This window comes from Rhodanobacter sp. FW106-PBR-R2A-2-24 (genome assembly GCF_058789615.1).
On sequence record NZ_JBYTBV010000002.1, the window covers coordinates 597,791 to 614,526 of the forward strand.

The 16,736-nt window shown below is 68.8% G+C and carries 18 protein-coding genes; all 18 read right to left on the reverse strand.

Annotated features, from left to right (window positions below; all coding sequences use genetic code 11):
• Nucleotides 1–2 precede the first annotated feature (2 nt).
• On the reverse strand, nucleotides 3–494 hold the full coding sequence (nuoI, locus tag AC3WQA_RS03855; protein WP_492673775.1) for an NADH-quinone oxidoreductase subunit NuoI: 492 nt from the start codon (nucleotides 492–494) through the stop codon (nucleotides 3–5).
• Nucleotides 495–502: 8 nt separating this feature from the next.
• Nucleotides 503–1,519: an NADH-quinone oxidoreductase subunit NuoH gene (gene nuoH, locus AC3WQA_RS03860; protein ID WP_492673776.1), complete on the reverse strand. Its 1,017-nt coding sequence runs from the start codon at nucleotides 1,517–1,519 to the stop codon at nucleotides 503–505.
• Between the two features lie 3 nt (nucleotides 1,520–1,522).
• On the reverse strand, nucleotides 1,523–3,850 hold the full coding sequence (gene nuoG / locus AC3WQA_RS03865) for an NADH-quinone oxidoreductase subunit NuoG (RefSeq protein ID WP_492673777.1): 2,328 nt from the start codon (nucleotides 3,848–3,850) through the stop codon (nucleotides 1,523–1,525).
• Nucleotides 3,847–5,157 carry an NADH-quinone oxidoreductase subunit NuoF gene (nuoF, locus tag AC3WQA_RS03870; protein ID WP_492673778.1) on the reverse strand — a complete coding sequence of 437 codons (1,311 nt, stop codon included), beginning with the start codon at nucleotides 5,155–5,157 and terminating at the stop codon, nucleotides 3,847–3,849. The genes nuoG and nuoF overlap by 4 nt, the downstream gene beginning before the upstream one ends.
• A complete protein-coding gene (gene nuoE / locus AC3WQA_RS03875; protein WP_492673779.1) occupies nucleotides 5,157–5,720 on the reverse strand; it encodes an NADH-quinone oxidoreductase subunit NuoE in 564 nt (187 codons plus the stop codon). Before nuoE ends, nuoF begins: the two co-directional genes overlap by 1 nt.
• Before the next feature lie 21 nt (nucleotides 5,721–5,741).
• On the reverse strand, nucleotides 5,742–6,998 hold the full coding sequence (locus AC3WQA_RS03880; protein ID WP_492673780.1) for an NADH-quinone oxidoreductase subunit D: 1,257 nt from the start codon (nucleotides 6,996–6,998) through the stop codon (nucleotides 5,742–5,744).
• Between the two features lies 1 nt (nucleotide 6,999).
• A complete protein-coding gene (locus tag AC3WQA_RS03885; protein WP_492673781.1) occupies nucleotides 7,000–7,731 on the reverse strand; it encodes an NADH-quinone oxidoreductase subunit C in 732 nt (243 codons plus the stop codon).
• A gap of 10 nt (nucleotides 7,732–7,741) precedes the next feature.
• Nucleotides 7,742–8,299 (reverse strand): NuoB/complex I 20 kDa subunit family protein, encoded by a 558-nt coding sequence (locus AC3WQA_RS03890; RefSeq protein WP_492673782.1) that lies wholly within the window; start codon nucleotides 8,297–8,299, stop codon nucleotides 7,742–7,744.
• Complete coding sequence (locus AC3WQA_RS03895; protein ID WP_492673783.1) at nucleotides 8,290–8,646, reverse strand: NADH-quinone oxidoreductase subunit A; 357 nt, start codon at nucleotides 8,644–8,646, stop codon at nucleotides 8,290–8,292. The genes AC3WQA_RS03890 and AC3WQA_RS03895 overlap by 10 nt, the downstream gene beginning before the upstream one ends.
• Before the next feature lie 278 nt (nucleotides 8,647–8,924).
• Nucleotides 8,925–9,278 carry a PilZ domain-containing protein gene (locus AC3WQA_RS03900; protein WP_492673784.1) on the reverse strand — a complete coding sequence of 118 codons (354 nt, stop codon included), beginning with the start codon at nucleotides 9,276–9,278 and terminating at the stop codon, nucleotides 8,925–8,927.
• 85 nt (nucleotides 9,279–9,363) lie between these two features.
• On the reverse strand, nucleotides 9,364–10,293 hold the full coding sequence (locus tag AC3WQA_RS03905) for a PIG-L deacetylase family protein (protein WP_492673785.1): 930 nt from the start codon (nucleotides 10,291–10,293) through the stop codon (nucleotides 9,364–9,366).
• On the reverse strand, nucleotides 10,284–11,219 hold the full coding sequence (holB, locus tag AC3WQA_RS03910) for a DNA polymerase III subunit delta' (protein WP_492673786.1): 936 nt from the start codon (nucleotides 11,217–11,219) through the stop codon (nucleotides 10,284–10,286). Before holB ends, AC3WQA_RS03905 begins: the two co-directional genes overlap by 10 nt.
• On the reverse strand, nucleotides 11,216–11,851 hold the full coding sequence (gene tmk, locus AC3WQA_RS03915) for a dTMP kinase (protein ID WP_492673787.1): 636 nt from the start codon (nucleotides 11,849–11,851) through the stop codon (nucleotides 11,216–11,218). The genes holB and tmk overlap by 4 nt, the downstream gene beginning before the upstream one ends.
• Nucleotides 11,844–12,869 (reverse strand): endolytic transglycosylase MltG, encoded by a 1,026-nt coding sequence (gene mltG / locus AC3WQA_RS03920; protein WP_492673788.1) that lies wholly within the window; start codon nucleotides 12,867–12,869, stop codon nucleotides 11,844–11,846. The genes tmk and mltG overlap by 8 nt, the downstream gene beginning before the upstream one ends.
• On the reverse strand, nucleotides 12,866–13,681 hold the full coding sequence (pabC, locus tag AC3WQA_RS03925; protein WP_492673789.1) for an aminodeoxychorismate lyase: 816 nt from the start codon (nucleotides 13,679–13,681) through the stop codon (nucleotides 12,866–12,868). The genes mltG and pabC overlap by 4 nt, the downstream gene beginning before the upstream one ends.
• Nucleotides 13,678–15,027 carry an aminodeoxychorismate synthase component I gene (locus tag AC3WQA_RS03930; RefSeq protein WP_492673790.1) on the reverse strand — a complete coding sequence of 450 codons (1,350 nt, stop codon included), beginning with the start codon at nucleotides 15,025–15,027 and terminating at the stop codon, nucleotides 13,678–13,680. Before AC3WQA_RS03930 ends, pabC begins: the two co-directional genes overlap by 4 nt.
• Nucleotides 15,024–16,262 (reverse strand): beta-ketoacyl-ACP synthase II, encoded by a 1,239-nt coding sequence (gene fabF, locus AC3WQA_RS03935; RefSeq protein WP_492673791.1) that lies wholly within the window; start codon nucleotides 16,260–16,262, stop codon nucleotides 15,024–15,026. Before fabF ends, AC3WQA_RS03930 begins: the two co-directional genes overlap by 4 nt.
• 175 nt (nucleotides 16,263–16,437) lie before the next feature.
• Complete coding sequence (acpP, locus tag AC3WQA_RS03940; protein ID WP_077483687.1) at nucleotides 16,438–16,677, reverse strand: acyl carrier protein; 240 nt, start codon at nucleotides 16,675–16,677, stop codon at nucleotides 16,438–16,440.
• Nucleotides 16,678–16,736 lie beyond the last annotated feature (59 nt).

The window sequence follows — 16,736 nt, forward strand, 5'->3', positions numbered from 1 at the left end:
CCTTAACGGTACGGCGCGTCCTGCTCGCGGGCAGCGGCGATGTCCGACTCGAAACGGTCGCCGATGGCAAGCAGCTGCGGCTTGGTCACCACGCTCTCCTCGTGGTGCTCGAAGTGGTACTCGTGGACATGGGTGAGCACGATGGAGTCGACCGGGCAGCTTTCCTCGCAGAAGCCGCAGAAGATGCACTTGAACAGGTCGATGTCGTAGCGCGTGGTGCGTCGCTGGCCGTCGCTCTCGCGCGGGGCGGAATCGATGGTGATGGCCAGCGCCGGGCATACCGCCTCGCACAGCTTGCAGGCGATGCAGCGCTCCTCGCCGTTGTCGTAGCTGCGCAGCGCGTGCAGGCCGCGGAAGCGGTTCGACTTCGGGATGTGCTCCATCGGGTAGCGCATCGTGTACTTGGGCCGGAACAGGTAGCGCCAGGTCAGCGCCATGCCCTGCAGCAGCTCGATGAGCAGCAGGCTCTTGAAGTAGCTGATTACACGTTTCATCGGTTTTCTCAGGCCCCCGCGATGCCGTAGAACTTCAAGCAGCCGGCCACCAGCACCCAGACGATGGCGATCGGGATGAACACCTTCCAGCCCAGCCGCATGATCTGGTCGTAGCGGTAGCGCGGGAAGGTGGCGCGGAACCACAGGAACAGGAAGGAGAAGGCGAAGGCCTTGGCGAACAGCCAGAAGAAGCTGCCGTGGCCGAGGATGCCCCAGCTCGCCGGGAACGGGCTGAGCCAGCCGCCCATGAACAGGATCGCGGCGAGGAAGCTGATCAGGATCATGTTGGCGTATTCGGCGAGGAAGAACAGCGCGAACGCCGAACCCGAATACTCCACGTGGAAGCCGGCCACGATCTCCGACTCGCCCTCGGCCATGTCGAACGGCGCGCGGTTGGTCTCGGCTACGCCCGACACGAAATAGATCACCAGCATCGGCAGCAGCGGCCACATGAACCAGTCGAAGATGCCCTTGCCGCCGGCCTGCGCATTGACGATGTCGGTGAAATTCAGTGAGCCGGCCAGCACCAGCACGCAGACGTAGCACAGGCCCATCGCCAACTCGTAGGAAATCACCTGCGCCGCCGAGCGCATCGCACCGAGCAGCGCGTAGCGCGAGTTGGAGGCCCAGCCGGCGAGGATGATGCCGTACACGCCCATCGAGCTCATCGCCAGGAGGTACAGCACGCCGGCGTTGGCGTTGGACAGCACCAGCTTGCCATCGAACGGGATCACCGCCCAGGCCGCCAGCGCGGGCACCAGCGCCAGCATGGGCGCGAGGTAGTACAGCACCCGATTGGCCTTGGCCGGCAGGATCACTTCCTTGATGAGCAGCTTCACCACATCGGCGAAAGCCTGCAGCAGGCCGAACGGGCCGACCTTGTTCGGCCCCATGCGCACGTGCATCCAGCCGATGACCTTGCGCTCCCAGTACACGAACATGGCCACCGCGATCACCAGCGGCAGCACGATGCACAGGATGTAGACGATCGGCCAGACGAGGTCGTTGAGGATCTGAGCGCCCATGGATTACGCCTTGCTCACGGTGATGGCCGCGCCGTAAGGCGGCAGCGTGGCGGTGATGTCCTGCGCGGCCTCGATCCACACGCTGCCATCGGGCACGGCGGCGTCGATCACCAGCGGCAGCTCGACCTCGGCGATGCACACGGCGCCCGCATCGGCCAGACCCTGGCGTGCGGCCTCGGCGGCATTCAGGCGCGCGGCCGGCGCACGGTTCAGCGGATGCGCGGCCAGCGCGGCGGCGCGGCGCACCACGGCATCGACGCGGTAGATCGGCCAGGTGGCCAGGCGGGTGAGCGCGGCGACGCCTGCCCGCGCGGCCAGCGCCTCGCGCACGTTCGCGCCACGCGCGCTGATGCCGGCACGCAAGCCGTCCAGGTCATCGAACTCGAAGCCGGCGAAGCCCATCATGCCGCCCAGCGCGCGCAGCACCTTCCAGCCCGGGCGGGCTTCGCCCGGCGCCGCGGCGCCAGCGCGCACGACCTGCGCCGTACCGTCCACGTTGACCAGGGTGCCGTCGGTTTCCGGCAGCAGCGCGATCGGCAGGATCACGCTGGCCACCTCGCGCAGCGCCTCGCTGGCATACGCGGTGAAGGCCACCACCTGCTGCGCGCCGCGCAGCGCCTTCAACGCCAGCGCGCCGTCGGCGAAATCGTGCGGCGGTTCCACGCCGAACAGGGCATAGGCCTTGCGCGGCTGCGCCAGCATGGCCTGCGCGTCCAGCCCGCCGTTGCCGGGCAGCGCCCCCAGCTCGCCCAGGCCGATGGCGTTGGCGCCCACCGGGATCTCGTTGTAGCCGGCGCCACTGGCCGCGGCCACGAAGCGCGCGAGGGCGCGCAGCCACGAGGCCTCGGGATGGGTGGCAGCGGCTTCGCCCAGGATCACCACCGCGCGGCCGGCCTTGAGCGCGGCCAGCGCGGCGTGGTCGCCCGCTTCGCTGGCGGCGGCGTTGATCGCGTCCGCCAGCTGGGCCGGCGCGCTGGCGCCCTCGGCCACGGCGGCGCGGGCCAGCGCCAGCATGGCGCCCACCATGCCCTGCGGCGGCACGATGCTGGCGCCGGCAAGGTCGTAGTTGAAGTCGAACGCGGCCGGGTTGACCGCATACACCTTGGCGCCCCGCTTGGTGGCCTGGCGCAGGCGGTGGTTGAGCAGCGGCATCTCGCGGCGCAGGTCGCAACCGACCAGCAGCGCGGCCTGCACCTGTGCCACGGCCTCCACCGGCGTGCCGAAGCGCGTGGCCACGGCGTTGTCGGCGAAATCCAGCTGGCGCAGGCGGTGGTCGACATGGGCGCAGCCCAGTCCACGCGCGAGGCGCAGCGCGAGGTCGGCCTCCTCGGTGGTGGTGGCACCGTGCAGCAGCACGCCCAGTTCGTTGCCGGGCACGCTCTTCAGCGCTTCGGCAGCCGCCGCGAGCGCGTCTTCCCAAGTGGTGGCCTGCCAGTGGCCGTTGCGCTTCACTTCCGGCTGCTTGACGCGATCGGCCGCGTTCAGGCCCTCGCAACTGTAGCGGTCGCGGTCGGCCAGCCAGCACTCGTTGATGGCTTCGTTGTCACGCGGCACCGTGCGCAGCACCTCGCCACGGCGCGTGTGCAGCCACAGGTTGGAGCCCAGCGCGTCGTGGTAGCCGATGGAGGCGCGCGCCATCAGCTCCCAGGCGCGTGCCTTGAACTGGAACGGCTTGTTGGTGAGCGCGCCGACCGGGCACAGGTCGATGATGTTGCCGGACAGCTCGCTCTCGACGTTCTTGCCGATGTAGGTGCCGATCACGTGGCGGTCGCCACGGTCCATGCTGCCGAACTCGTAGGTGCCGGCGATCTCGCTGATGAAACGCACGCAACGCGTGCAGTGGATGCAGCGCGTCATCTCGGTGGCCACCAGCGGCCCGATGTTTTCGTCGGCGATGGTGCGCTTGCGCTCGGTGAAGCGCGAGACGGTGCGGCCGTAGCCAAGCGCCATGTCCTGCAGCTCGCACTCGCCACCCTGGTCACAGATCGGGCAGTCCATCGGGTGGTTGATGAGCAGGAACTCCATCACGTTGCGCTGCGCGTGCAGCGCCTTGTCCGAACGCGTGAGCACCTTCATGCCCTCGGCCACCGGGGTGGCACAGGCCGGCTGCGGCTTGGGCATCGGACGGCCGCCCATCTCCACTTCCACCAGGCACTGGCGGCAGCTCGCCGCGATCGGCAGCTTGCGGTGGTAGCAGAAGCGCGGGATCGGAATGCCGGCCTTGTCGGTGGCCTCGATGATCATGGCGCCCTTGGGCACCTGGATCGGCTTGCCGTCGACCTCGATGTTGACGAGGACGGGCGCGGGGTTGGGGGTCGGCTGCGCACTCATGCCGCGGCTCCAGAGGTGTCGTCAACCATGGAGTGGCCATGCTCGACGTAGTATTCGAATTCGTGCCAGAACTGGCGCAGGAAGCCCTGCACCGGCCACGCCGCCGCCTCGCCGAAGGCGCAGATGGTGTGGCCCTCGATCTGGCCGGCCACGGCCTTCAGGCGGTGCAGGTCGTCGACCGTGCCCTTGCCCGCCACGATGCGGCTGAGCACGCGATGCATCCAGCCGGTGCCTTCACGGCACGGCGTGCACTGGCCGCAGGATTCCATGTGGTAGAACTGGCTGATGCGCTCGCAGGCGCGCACCATGCAGGTGGTCTCGTCCATCACGATCACCGCGCCCGAACCCAGGCCCGAGCCGGCCTTCTGGATCGCGTCGTAATCCATGGTGAGGCCCATCATCACCTCACCCGGCAGGATCGGCATGGAAGAGCCGCCGGGGATCACCGCCTTGATCTTGTGCCCGTTGCGCACGCCGCCAGCCATCTCCAGCAGTTCCGCGAACGGCGTGCCGAGGCGGATTTCGTAGTTGCCCGGGCGGTTGACGTGGCCGGAGACGGAGAAGATCTTGGGGCCACCGTTGTTGGGCTTGCCGAGATTGAGGAACCAGTCGGCGCCGTGGCGCAGGATCGCCGGCACCGAGGCGTAGGTCTCGGTGTTGTTGATCGTGGTGGGTTTGCCGTACAGGCCGAAGTTGGCCGGGAACGGCGGCTTGAAGCGCGGCCAGCCTTTCTTCCCTTCCAGCGACTCCATCAGCGCGGTTTCCTCACCGCAGATATAGGCGCCGGCGCCGAGCGCGGCGTAGATGTCCACGTTGATGCCGGTGCCCTGCACGTTCTTGCCGAGCAGGCCCGCCGCGTAGGCCTCCTTCAGCGCCGCCTCGAAATGCTCGAAGGGCTCGTGGTGGAATTCGCCGCGCAGGTAGTTGTAGGCCACCGTGGAGCCGGTGCAATAGCAGGCGATCGCCAGCCCCTCGACCACCGCGTGCGGGTTGTAGCGCAGGATGTCGCGGTCCTTGGCCGTGCCCGGCTCGGATTCGTCCGAGTTGCACAGGATGTACTTCTGCATGTCGCCCTTGGGCATGAAGGACCACTTCAAGCCGGTGGGGAAGCCCGCGCCGCCGCGACCGCGCAGGCTGGATTTCTTGATTTCCTCGACCAGCGAGGCCGGATCAGGCTTCTCGGCGAGGATCTTGCGCCACGCCTGGTAGCCGTCCACCTTCTCGTAGCTTTCCATCGACCACGGCGTGTCGAAATGCAGCGTGGTGTAGACGACCTGGTGTTCCTTGGGGGCGGGTCCGACGGCCATCAGTGTTTCCCCTCGGCGCCGTGGGCGGGGCCGTCGATGCTCAGGCCATCGAGGATCTCGTCGAGCTTCTCGATGGTCAGGTGTTCGTGGTAGTGGCCGTTCACGGTCATCGCCGGCGCGTACACGCAGGCGGCGATGCACTCCTCTTCCTTCTTCAGGTAGACGCGGCCATCGGGCGTGGACTCGCCCAGCTTGATGCCGAGCTTCTCTTCGCAGTGCTTCACCAGCTCGTCGGCGCCGTTCAGCCAGCACGAGATGTTGGTGCAGATGGCCACGTTGTTGCGGCCCACCGGCTTGGTTTCCAGCATCGAGTAGAAGCTGGCCACTTCGTAGGCCCAGATCGCGGGCAGGCCGAGGTACTTGGCCACTCCGGCGATCAACTCGTCGGTGAGGTAGCCGTGGTTCTGCTCCTGCGCGGCGAACAGCGCCTGGATCGTCGCCGAGCGCTTGCGATCGGGCGGGAACTTGGTCAGCCAGTGGTCGATATGCGCGCGGGTGTGCTCGCTGAGCACCACCAGCGGATCGACGTTCTTGACTTGTTCGTAGTGACCGGTGGCTTTCATGTGTTTCTCCGTCGTGCCGGCTCAGCGATCCACTTCGCCGAACACGAGGTCGTAGGTGCCGATCATGGCCACCACGTCGGCCAGCATGTGGCCGCTGACGATGGTGTCGATCGACGACAGGTGGGCAAAGCCCGGTGCGCGCAGGTGCACGCGGAACGGTTTGTTGGCGCCGTCGGAAACCAGATAGCAGCCGAACTCGCCCTTGGGTGCTTCCACCGCGCAATAGGTTTCGCCGGCCGGCACGCCGTAGCCTTCGGAGAACAGCTTGAAGTGGTGGATGAGCTCTTCCATGCCCTCCTTCATGCGCGCGCGCGGCGGCGGGGCGACCTTGTAGTTCTGCACGATCACCGGGCCGGCGTTGGCGCGCAGCCAGGCCACGCACTGCTTGACGATGCGATTGGACTGGCGCATTTCCTCGACGCGCACCAGGTAGCGGTCGTAGCAGTCGCCGTTGACGCCCACCGGGATGTCGAAGTCGACCTCGGCGTACTTCGCGTAGGGCTGCTTCTTGCGCAGATCCCACTCGATGCCCGAGCCGCGCAGCATCGGCCCGCTCATGCCCCACTGCTGGGCCTGCTCGGGCGACACCACGCCGATGCCCACGGTGCGCTGCTTCCAGATGCGGTTGGTGGTGAGCAGTTCCTCGTATTCGTCCACCTTGCTCGGGAAGTCGTCGGTGAAGGCATCGAGGAAGTCGAGCAGCGAGCCCTCGCGCCAGTGGTTCAGGCGCTTCAGATCCTTGCCCTTGTGCCACGGCGATTCACGGTACTGCGGCATCGTGGCCGGCAGGTCGCGGTAGACGCCGCCGGGGCGGTAGTAGGCCGCGTGCAGGCGCGCGCCGCTGACCGCCTCGTAGCAGTCCATCAGCTCTTCGCGTTCGCGGAAGGCGTACAGGAACACCGCCATGGCGCCGAGATCGAGCGCGTTCGAACCGATCCACATGAGGTGGTTCAGGATGCGCGTGATCTCGTCGAACATGGTGCGGATGTACTGCGCACGCTCCGGCGCCTCGATGCCCAGCAGGGTTTCGATGGCTCGCACGTAGGCGTGCTCGTTGCACATCATGGAGACGTAGTCCAGCCGATCCATGTAGCCGATCGAGTGGTTGAACGGCTTGGATTCGGCCAGCTTCTCGGTGCCGCGATGGAGCAGGCCCACGTGCGGGTCGGCGCGCACGATGGTTTCGCCGTCCATCTCCAGCACCAGGCGCAGCACGCCGTGCGCAGCGGGATGCTGCGGGCCGAAGTTCATCGTGTAGTTGCGGATTTCCTGCGCCATGTCAGTTCCTGCGCCAGTCGTCGGCGGCCTCGGCCTTGGCCTGTTCCAGGTCGGCGTCGTCGCGGATCACGCGCGGCACCGTGAGTCGCGGCACCACCGAGGTGACCGGTTCGTACACCACACGCTTTTTTTCGGCGTCGTAACGCACTTCCACGTTGCCGATCAGCGGGAAATCCTTGCGGAACGGATGCCCCACGAAGCCGTAGTCGGTGAGGATGCGGCGCAGGTCGGGATGGCCCTCGAAGAGGATGCCGTAGAGATCGAAAGCTTCGCGTTCGAACCAGTTGGCGCCGGCCCAGATGCCGGTGACCGAGGGCACCACGGGCAGCGCGTCGTCGGCACAGAACACGCGCAGACGCAGGCGCTGGTTCAGTTCGATGGAGAGCAGGTGGATCACCGCAGCGAAGCGGCGCGGCGGCATCTCGCCGCGCGGGCGACCCGCCCAATCGAAGCGGCCCTGCGCCTCGCCTTCCACGCCGCGCGAGAAGCCGGTGCGGGTAACGTCTTCGGTGTTCCACTCCACCTGGCCGTAGCCGAGGTAGTCGATGCCGCAGACGTCGATCAGTTCGCCGAAGCGGAAGCCGGGCTCATCGCGCAGCGCGGTGGCCACCGCGACGAGGTCGGCGCCGGCCAGCTCGGCGGTGGTTTCGCCATGCGCGGTGCTGACGGCCAGCGTGTCGCCGAAGCGGGCGACGAGGCGCCCGGCCAGCGTGGTCTTGGGGGTGTCGGTCATGAGGGCGCCTTCAGTCACGCGCGATGGTCATGGTGCGGCGGATCTTCTTCTGCAGCTGCAGAATGCCGTGCACCAGGGCTTCGGCCGTGGGCGGGCAACCCGGCACGTAGATGTCCACCGGCACGATGCGGTCACAGCCGCGCACCACCGAGTAGGAATAGTGGTAATAGCCGCCGCCGTTGGCGCAGGAGCCCATCGAGATCACCCACTTCGGCTCGGGCATCTGGTCGTAGACCTTGCGCAGTGCCGGCGCCATCTTGTTGACCAGGGTGCCGGCCACGATCATCACGTCGCTCTGCCGCGGCGAGGGGCGGAAGATCACGCCATAGCGGTCGAGATCGAGGCGCGCGGCGCCGGCGTGCATCATCTCCACCGCGCAGCAGGCCAGGCCGAAGGTCATCGGCCACATCGAGCCGGTGCGTGCCCAGTTCATCAGCGCATCGACGCTGGTGGTGGCGAAGCCGTGCTGCACGACGGGGTTGTCCCCGGCCGGGCGCAGGATGTCGTCCACCAGGTTCAGGGGCTCCGGGTTGTGCATCACCCGGCTGACGGAATCGATCACTCCCATTCGAGCGCCCCCTTCTTCCAGACATAGGCGAAGCCCACTACCAGCAGCAGCAGGAACAGCGCCATTTCAACCAGGGCCGTGAGGCCGATTTGCTTGAACACCACCGCCCACGGAAACAGGAAGGCAATTTCCAGATCGAAGATGATGAACAGGATGGCCAGGAGGTAGTAGCGCACGTCGAAGCGCGCACGGGCATCCTCGAAGGCCTCGAAGCCGCACTCGTAGGGCGAGAGCTTCTCCGACTCGGGCCGGCGCGGGCCGGCCAGCAGGCCGATCACCAGCAGCACGATGCCGAGCCCGGCGGCCACGGCGATGAACAGGAGTACGGGCCAGTATTGGGCAATCACGATGCTAGCTACCTCCGCGCCATCGAGGCGCATCAGTGACCGTGGGGACGGTCCGGCGATTCATTCGGCGGGCCATCCAGCCCAAACCTCGTGGCCTAAGCTGCTTGCCGGAAAGGGCGAGCAGCAGTCAACCATCCACGATCCAGTGTCGTGAACCGCCGCATTGTATCAGCGCATGCGAAGGCCACAACAGCCTTGCATGCATGCAACGGACGTGATGCGGCACGATGACCGTCGCGCCGAAGCCAGCCGCGCCGACGAGGGCGCGACAGCCACGATCACATCGTCTGCGTGGGTTTCTCGGAACCCATCACGCCGGCCAGGAGGCTCTCGATGCGCTGCCGCGCCACTTCGGCGTCCGACGACTCGTTGAAGTGGATGCCGACACCGGCCGTGCGATTGCCCTGCGCGCCGACCGGACTGATCCAGGCCACCTTGCCCACCACCGAGAGGCGATCCGCCTCGCCGGCCAGGCTCACCAGCAAGACCACTTCATCGCCCAGCGCATAGTTTTGCGCGGTCGCCACGAACAGGCCGCCATTGCGCAGGAACGGCATGTAGGCGTTGTACAGCGAGGCCGGATCCTTGATCTTGAGCGAGATGATGCCTTGACGGGCGGTGGCGACGCTCATGCGGGGTTCCTTGGCGGCGGTGCAACTGAGTGGCTCATGCTAGGAGCGTGGATGGCAGAAACACAAGCGGGCCGGGCGCGCCGTCTCAAACCGCGCGCCAGCCCCAGCAGTCGTAAATCCACGGTGAGGGCAGCGCCAGCGACACGCGTGCGAAGCCGGCGCCGCCGGCCGGCGCCACCGCATCATCCAGCCACCACGCCCCCTGCCCGTCCCGGCGCAGCGGCGCGTCGCGCCAGCGCCATTGCCGCACCGTCCCCGTCGCATCGATGACCGTCAGTCGCAGCCACGGTCGCCACCACGGTGCCGGTCGCCACGGCAACCGACGCGGCGCGGCGACCGGGGCCGCCGTTACGCGCGCGTGCCGCTCCACCCGTTCGGCCAGCCGATGAAAGCGCTGGCCGCTCAGCACCAGCTGGCTGGCATGGGCCAGCAGCGCCTGCTGCTTGGCGGTCTGCCAGGCTGACGCGGCAGCCGGCGCCGCCGCCGCATCGCCATGAATGGTATAGGCCAGCAAGGCGGGCTCGATCGCCGAGCGCGCCAGCGCCAGGCGCAGCAACACATGCGCGCTGCCGTGATCGGGATGGCGATCCGTCAGCGCCGGCAGCGCCACCACATCCGGCGAGAAATCGCGCACCACGGCCACCAGTTCGGCCAGCGCCGCCGCCGGCGCGCGCAACAGGCGGTCGAATATCCCGCCATCCGGCCAGCCCAGCGCCCATAGCGCCGTGGCCGGCAGGCCAAGCCGGCGCAGCGCTTCGCTCAGCTCGGCCCGCCGCCGACGCCCCCAGCGGACGCGGTCATCCGCGCCGACGAACCAGCGCCGCTCCAGCCAGCGCTGCGGCCAGGGGTTGTTGTCGCCATCGGTGAGCAACAGCACGCGCACCACGCCACCGGCGGCCAGCACGCGCTGGATCAGGATGCCATTGCCGATCGTCTCGTCATCCGGGTGCGGCGCCACCACCAGGAGGCGCGTCCGCGCGGAGAAAACTGGTGGTGCGTCCCCGCTCAGCGCCATTGCGCCAACAGTTCCAGCAACAACAAATCCGCGCGCAAGGGGCCGCGCAGCGCGTCGCGGGTGCGGTTGGCGGCGTCGTACCAGTGCGCCAGCGCCTCGCCATCGAGCGCACTGGACAACGGCAAGGCCGCCTGTGCGGCCTGTGCGCGCCGTTCGTCGGTGGCCGCCTGCGCGGCGAACCACAGGCGCTGGGCCGGCTCGTCGTCCTGCCAGCGCTTGGCCAGTTGCGCCACCTCGCCGCGGCCGGCCGCCAGCGCGGCCAGATCCCGCCGCACCTCGACCCGCCGCGCCAGGGCGCCTTGCTGCGCCCAGGCCAGCGCCAGGCCGGGATTGCCCAACGCCGCCTCCAGGGCGGCCTGCGGCTCGGCCACGCCCTGTCCTTGCAGCCAGTCCAGGGCCAGCTCGCTGGGCGGCAGGGCGAACTCGATACGCTGGCAACGGCTGCGTATCGTCTGTGGCAGGCGCCACGGCGCATCGGCCAGCAGGATCAGCATGGTCTGCGCGGCGGGCTCTTCCAGCGTCTTGAGCAGGGCGTTGGCCGCCGCCGGGTTCATCGCATCGGCCGGGTCGATCTGCGCCACCTGCCAGCCGCCGAACTGGCTGCGCATCGCCAGCCGCGCGGACAGCTCGCGAATCTGCTCAACCACGATCTCGGTGCGCGGCGTGCCGTCCTTGCGCAGGCCGAAGCCGAGCGCGACCGTGTCCGGATGCGTGCCTGCGTCCTGCAGCAGGCAGCTGCGGCACTGCCCGCAAGCCTCGCCATCCTGCGCACGCTCGCACAACAGGCCGCGCACGAAACGTCGGGCGAAGGCGCGCTTGCCCAATCCCGCCGGGCCGCACAGCAGCAGTGCGTGCGGCAGCGCGCCGCGCTGGTGGCGCGCCTGCAGGCGCGCCCAGTCGGCGGCATGCCAGGGCATGGTGTTCATGCATCGGCTCCGAACAGCGGCGCGGTGGAGGCCACCGCGTCGCGCAGCACGGCAGCGGCGCTCTGGCTGGCGTCGATCACGCGAAAACGTTGCGGCGCGGCGGCGGCGCGCGCACGGTAGACGGCGCGCACGCGCTCGAAGAAGCCGTCGGCCTCGACCTCGATGCGATCAGCCGCGCCGCGACCTTCGGCGCGGGCGCGGCCGGTGGCCACGGGCAGATCCAGCAACAGGGTGAGGTCCGGCTGCAGACCGGCGCAGGCCCAGGCTTCCAGTGCGGCGATGCGCTCCATCGGCTGGCCACGGCCACCGCCCTGGTAGGCGTAGCTGGCGTCGACGTAGCGGTCGCACAGCACCCAGCGCCCGGCGGCCAGCGCGGGTACGATGATTTCGCGCACCAGTTGCGCCCGCGCGGCGAACATCAGCAGCAGTTCGCTCTCGGCGCACAGCCCGCGCTGCACGGGATCGAGCACGATGTCGCGCAGCGCCTCGCCCAGCGCGCTGCCGCCCGGCTCGCGACTCTGCACCAGCGCCACGCCGCGGCCTTCCAGATGCGCGCGCAGGCCCGCCAGCAACGTGCTCTTGCCAGCGCCTTCGCCGCCTTCCAGCGTGATGAATCGTCCGTGCTCAGTCATGGTCGCAGCGCTTCAGTTGGTAGCAGGCCACGTTACGGTTCTGCGCGGCCAGGGTGTCGGCGAACACGTGCGTGCCGTCGCCGCGCGCCACAAAATACAACGCCGTGCCGCCCTCCGGGTGCAGCGCGGCAAGGATCGCCGCCCGGCCCGGCATGGCGATGGGCGTGGGTGGCAGGCCGGGGCGTGTATAGGTGTTGTACGGCGTGTCGGTGGTGAGGTCGACCTTGTGGATCTTGCCCTGGTAGCGCTCGCCCATGCCGTAGATCACGCTGGGGTCGGTCTGCAGCAGCATGTGATCCTCCAGCCGGCGCACGAACACGCCGGCGATCTTTGCGCGCTCGTCGGCGCGGCCGGTCTCCTTCTCCACGATGGAGGCGAGGATCAGCGCGTCGTAGGGCGTGGCCAACGGCAGATCCTTGTCGCGCCCCGGCCACAGTTCGGCCAGTGTCTTCGTCATGGCGGCGTGCGCGCGTTTCAGCACGTCGAGATCGCTGTCGCCCTTCACGTAGGCGTAGGTTTCGGGCAGGAAGCGGCCTTCGGGCTGCTCGCCGGGCGCGCCGATCTTCTGCATGATCCGGGCGTCGTCCAGGCCATCGGTGTCGTGCCGGAGCTTCTCGGCCTTGTCCAGCGCGGCAAGCACCTCGCGGAAAGTCCAGCCGTCGACCAGGGTGACCTGGCGCTGCCGCACCTTGCCCGCAGCCATGTCGGCCAGCAGCGCGCGCGGCGTGATGCCCTGCGGCAGCGCGTATTCGCCCGCGTGCAGGCGACCGGCCACGCGCATCTGCACGGCGAGCAGCCGCCAGTACAGCGGCGAGGCGTCGCTCAGGTGCTGCGTGCGCAACTGCCGCACGATCTCCTTGAAGCTGGTGCCGCGGCCGATGTCGATGCTTGCGTTCGGCGCGCCCACGGCAAGCGGCGCGGCGGCAAAGCGGCTGAAGCCCAGCCAGCCCCAGACCACCAGGCCGATCAGCACCAGCAGCACCGCCAGCATCGTGTTGCGCCGGATCTTGCCCGTCATGCCTGCTCCGTCGAAAAGCCGAGCCCGCGCCAGTGCGCCTGCATCGCGCGGGCCACCGGGCCGGGAGCGAGCACCTTATCCGCCACGGCCTGAACCGGCAGGATGCCGCAAACGCTGGAGCTCAGGAAGAGTTCGCTGGCCGTGAGGCACGCGGCCAGTGGCAGCTCGCGCAGCTCGATGGCCGGGAAGGCCCGCAGCAGTTCGGCGCGCAGCACGCCGGCCACGCCGCAGCGATCCAGCCGTGGCGTGACCACGACGCCGTCGACCACCGCGAACAGGTTGGCGGCGGTGGCCGAGATCGCGTGCCCCCGCGCGTCGCACAGCAGGCCTTCCGCGATGGCGGCATCGTTCCACTCGCTGCGCGCCAGCACCTGCTCCAGGCGGTTCAGGTGCTTGAGGCCGGCCAGCAGTGGCTGCTCGGCCAGGCGCGTTTCGCACAAGTGCAGGCGCACGCCGTCGCGATACCACGCGGCCTCCAGCGCCGGCATGGGATGCGCCGCCACGATGCGGGTAGCCTGCGGCGCCGCCGGCATGGCATAGCCGCGCGTGCCGCTGCCACGCGTGAGCGTGATGCGCACCACCGCCTGCGCCGCGTCGCGCACCACCGCCTGCGCCTCATGCCACAGCAGCGCGGCATCGAACGCGGGCAGGCGCAGGCGTGCGCAGCCCAGCGCGAGGCGTTGCATGTGCCCCGCCCACAGCGGCGCGCGCGCGCCCTCGAAGCGGATCGTCTCGAACAAGCCGTCGCCATAGAGCAGGCCGCGATCCGTCGCGGCGACGTGGTCACCCGGCTGGCCGTTCACCAGCATCATGCGTCCACCGCGCCCAGCGCGCGCAGCAGGCCGCGCGCCTTGGCGCGGGTTTCGTCCAGTTCCTTTTCCGCCACCGAGTCGGCGACGATGCCTGCCCCCGCGCGCAGGCTTGCCTCGCGACCGGCCAGTGTGAGCGTGCGGATCAGGATGTTGAGATCCATCTCGCCACTGCGATCCAGATAGCCCAGCGCGCCGGTGTAGGCACCGCGCGGCGCGGCTTCCAGCGCGGCCACGATTTCCATGCAGCGCAGCTTGGGGCAACCGGTGATGGTGCCGCCGGGGAACACCGCGGCAATGGCCTGCCCCGGCGTGACCTCGGGCCGCAACCGGCCGCGCACGTTGGAGACGATGTGGTGCACGTGGGCGTAGCTCTCCACCACCATCAGCTCGTCCACTTCCACCGTGCCGGGCACGCAGACGCGGCCCAGGTCGTTGCGTTCCAGGTCGATCAGCATGACGTGCTCGGCGCGCTCCTTGGGATGCGCCGTGAGCTCGCGGATGCGCGCCGCCTCGTCGTCGCCCGCCGTGCGCGGGCGCGTGCCGGCGATGGGCCGGGTCTGCGCGAGGCCATCGCGCACTTCCACCAGGCGTTCCGGCGAGGAGCTGGCGATGGCCCAGTCGGGCTGCTGCAGCAATCCGGCGAAGGGCGCGGGATTGGCGCGGCGCAACGCCGCGTACAAGGCCGCGGGCGACGGCGCCTCGGCATACGTCGCACGCCAGGCGCGCGACAGGTTGGCCTGAAAGATGTCGCCCGCGCGCAGGTGCTCGTGGATGCGCGCCACACCATCGAGGAAAGCCTGCGGCGCATCCTCCTGCAGGCGCGGCGGCGGCAGCGGCAACGACGGCAGCGGCGCGGCGAGGTCGGCCTCCAGCATGTCGAGCAGGTGCGCCTGCCCCGCCTCGGCCAGCAGCACGGTGCAGTCGCGCGCGTGGTCGACGATCACCGCCACCGGGCAGCGCAGCGCCAGCGCCACCGGCAGCACCCCGTCGGCGGGCAGGCGCAGTTTCGGTTCCACCTCGGCCGCCAGCTCATAGGCGAGGAACACGGCCCAGCCGCCATGGAACGGTAGGCCGTCATCCTCGCGCGGCAGGCGCTCGGCCTGCCAGGCGGCATCGAGTGCATCGAGGAAGCGCGTGCCGCGCAGCGCACCGGAGGCATCGCGCACCTGGCCATCTGCGCCCAGCGTCAGGCGGTCTTGCGGAAAGGCGAACAGCAGGTCGAACCGCGCCTGCGGCGTGCCATGCCGCACACTCTCAAGCAGGCACGGATAGCGCGCCGGGAATGCCGCTGCCGGCGCGAGCAGATCGCGCCGGCCGGGCAGGATGCGGCAGAGCGGGCTCGTCACACGCGGCGGAAGACCAGCGTGCCGTTGGTGCCGCCGAAGCCGAAGGAGTTGGAGATCGCCACGTCCACCTTGGCCTGGCGCGCGGTGTGCGGCACGAAGTCGAGATCGCAGCCCTCGCTGGGCGCATCGAGGTTGATGGTGGGCGGCAACACCTGATCGCGCAGCGCGAGGATGGAGAAAATCGCCTCCACGCCGCCGGCCGCGCCCAGCAGATGGCCAGTGATCGACTTGGTGGAGCTCATCGCGAGCTTGTAGGCATGGTCGCCGAACACGCGCTTGGCGGCCAGCACCTCGCCCAGATCGCCCAGCGGCGTGGAGGTGCCGTGCGCGTTGACGTACTGCACCTGGTCAGGGTTCATCGCCGCATCGCGCAGCGCGTTTTCCATGCAGCGTGCGGCGCCCTCGCCGCCCTCGCTGGGCGCGGTGATGTGGTAGGCGTCGCCACTCATGCCGTAGCCGGTGAGCTCGGCGTAGATGCGTGCGCCGCGGGCCCTGGCGTGCTCGTATTCCTCCAGCACCAGCACACCGGCGCCGTCGGCGAGCACGAAACCATCGCGATCCTTGTCCCACGGACGACTGGCCCGGGCGGGTTCGTCGTTGCGGGTGGACATGGCCTTGGCCGAACAGAAACCAGCCATCGCAGTGCCGGTGGTGGCGAACTCGGCGCCGCCGGCCACCATCACGTCGGCATCGCCGTACTGGATCATGCGTGCGGCCAGGCCGATGTTGTGGGTGGCCGTGGCGCAGGCGGTGACGCAGGCGATGTTCGGGCCCTTCAGGCCGAACATGATCGACAGGTAGCCCGACACCATGTTGATGATCGAGCTGGGCACAAAGAACGGCGACACGCGGCGCGGGCCTTTCTCGTGCAGCTCGATCGAAGTGTCCTCGATGGTGTTCAGGCCGCCGATGCCGGCGCCCACCGCCGCACCGATGCGCGGCGCGTTGGCTTCGGTGATCTCCAGCCCGGAATCGCGCAAGGCTTGCGTGCCCGCGGCGATGCCGTACTGGATGAAGTGATCCATCTTCTTGACGTCTTTGGGCGACACCCAGTCGGTGGGGTTGAAATCCTTCACCTGGCCGGCGATGCGCGTGGCGTAATTCGTGGCATCGAAGTGGGTGACTTCGCCGATGCCGCTCACGCCCTTGAGCACCTTGTCCCAGGCCGAAACCAGATCGTTGCCCACCGGCGAGATGATGCCCATGCCGGTCACTACCACACGTCGCTTGCTCATGCTGTTTTCCTTCGTGTTCCGGGGGCGCACGCCTCCCGCCATTCACGGATGCCTGTCGGCGCCACCATACGGGCTCGAACGCAGCACGCGGCAGAAACGAAAACTGCGCCATGGCGGCGCAGCTTCCGGTAAGGCCCGACGGGCGAGGCCATCGCGCAGCGCCCGCGCCAAGGGATCACTCCTTGGTGTGCGCCTTGATGTAGTCCACGGCCTGCTGCACGGTGGTGATCTTCTCGGCGTCCTCGTCCGGGATCTCGGTCTCGAACTCTTCCTCGAGGGCCATCACCAGCTCGACGGTGTCGAGCGAGTCGGCGCCCAGATCGTCCACGAACGAGGCATTTGCGGTGACTTCGTCTTCCTTCACGCCCAATTGCTCGACGACGATCTTCTTGACGCGCTCTTCGATGGTGCTCATGTTGCCAAACCTCCACGGAGAAAATGCTGTGCACCGGCGCGCGGCCGGCAGGGTCGGCG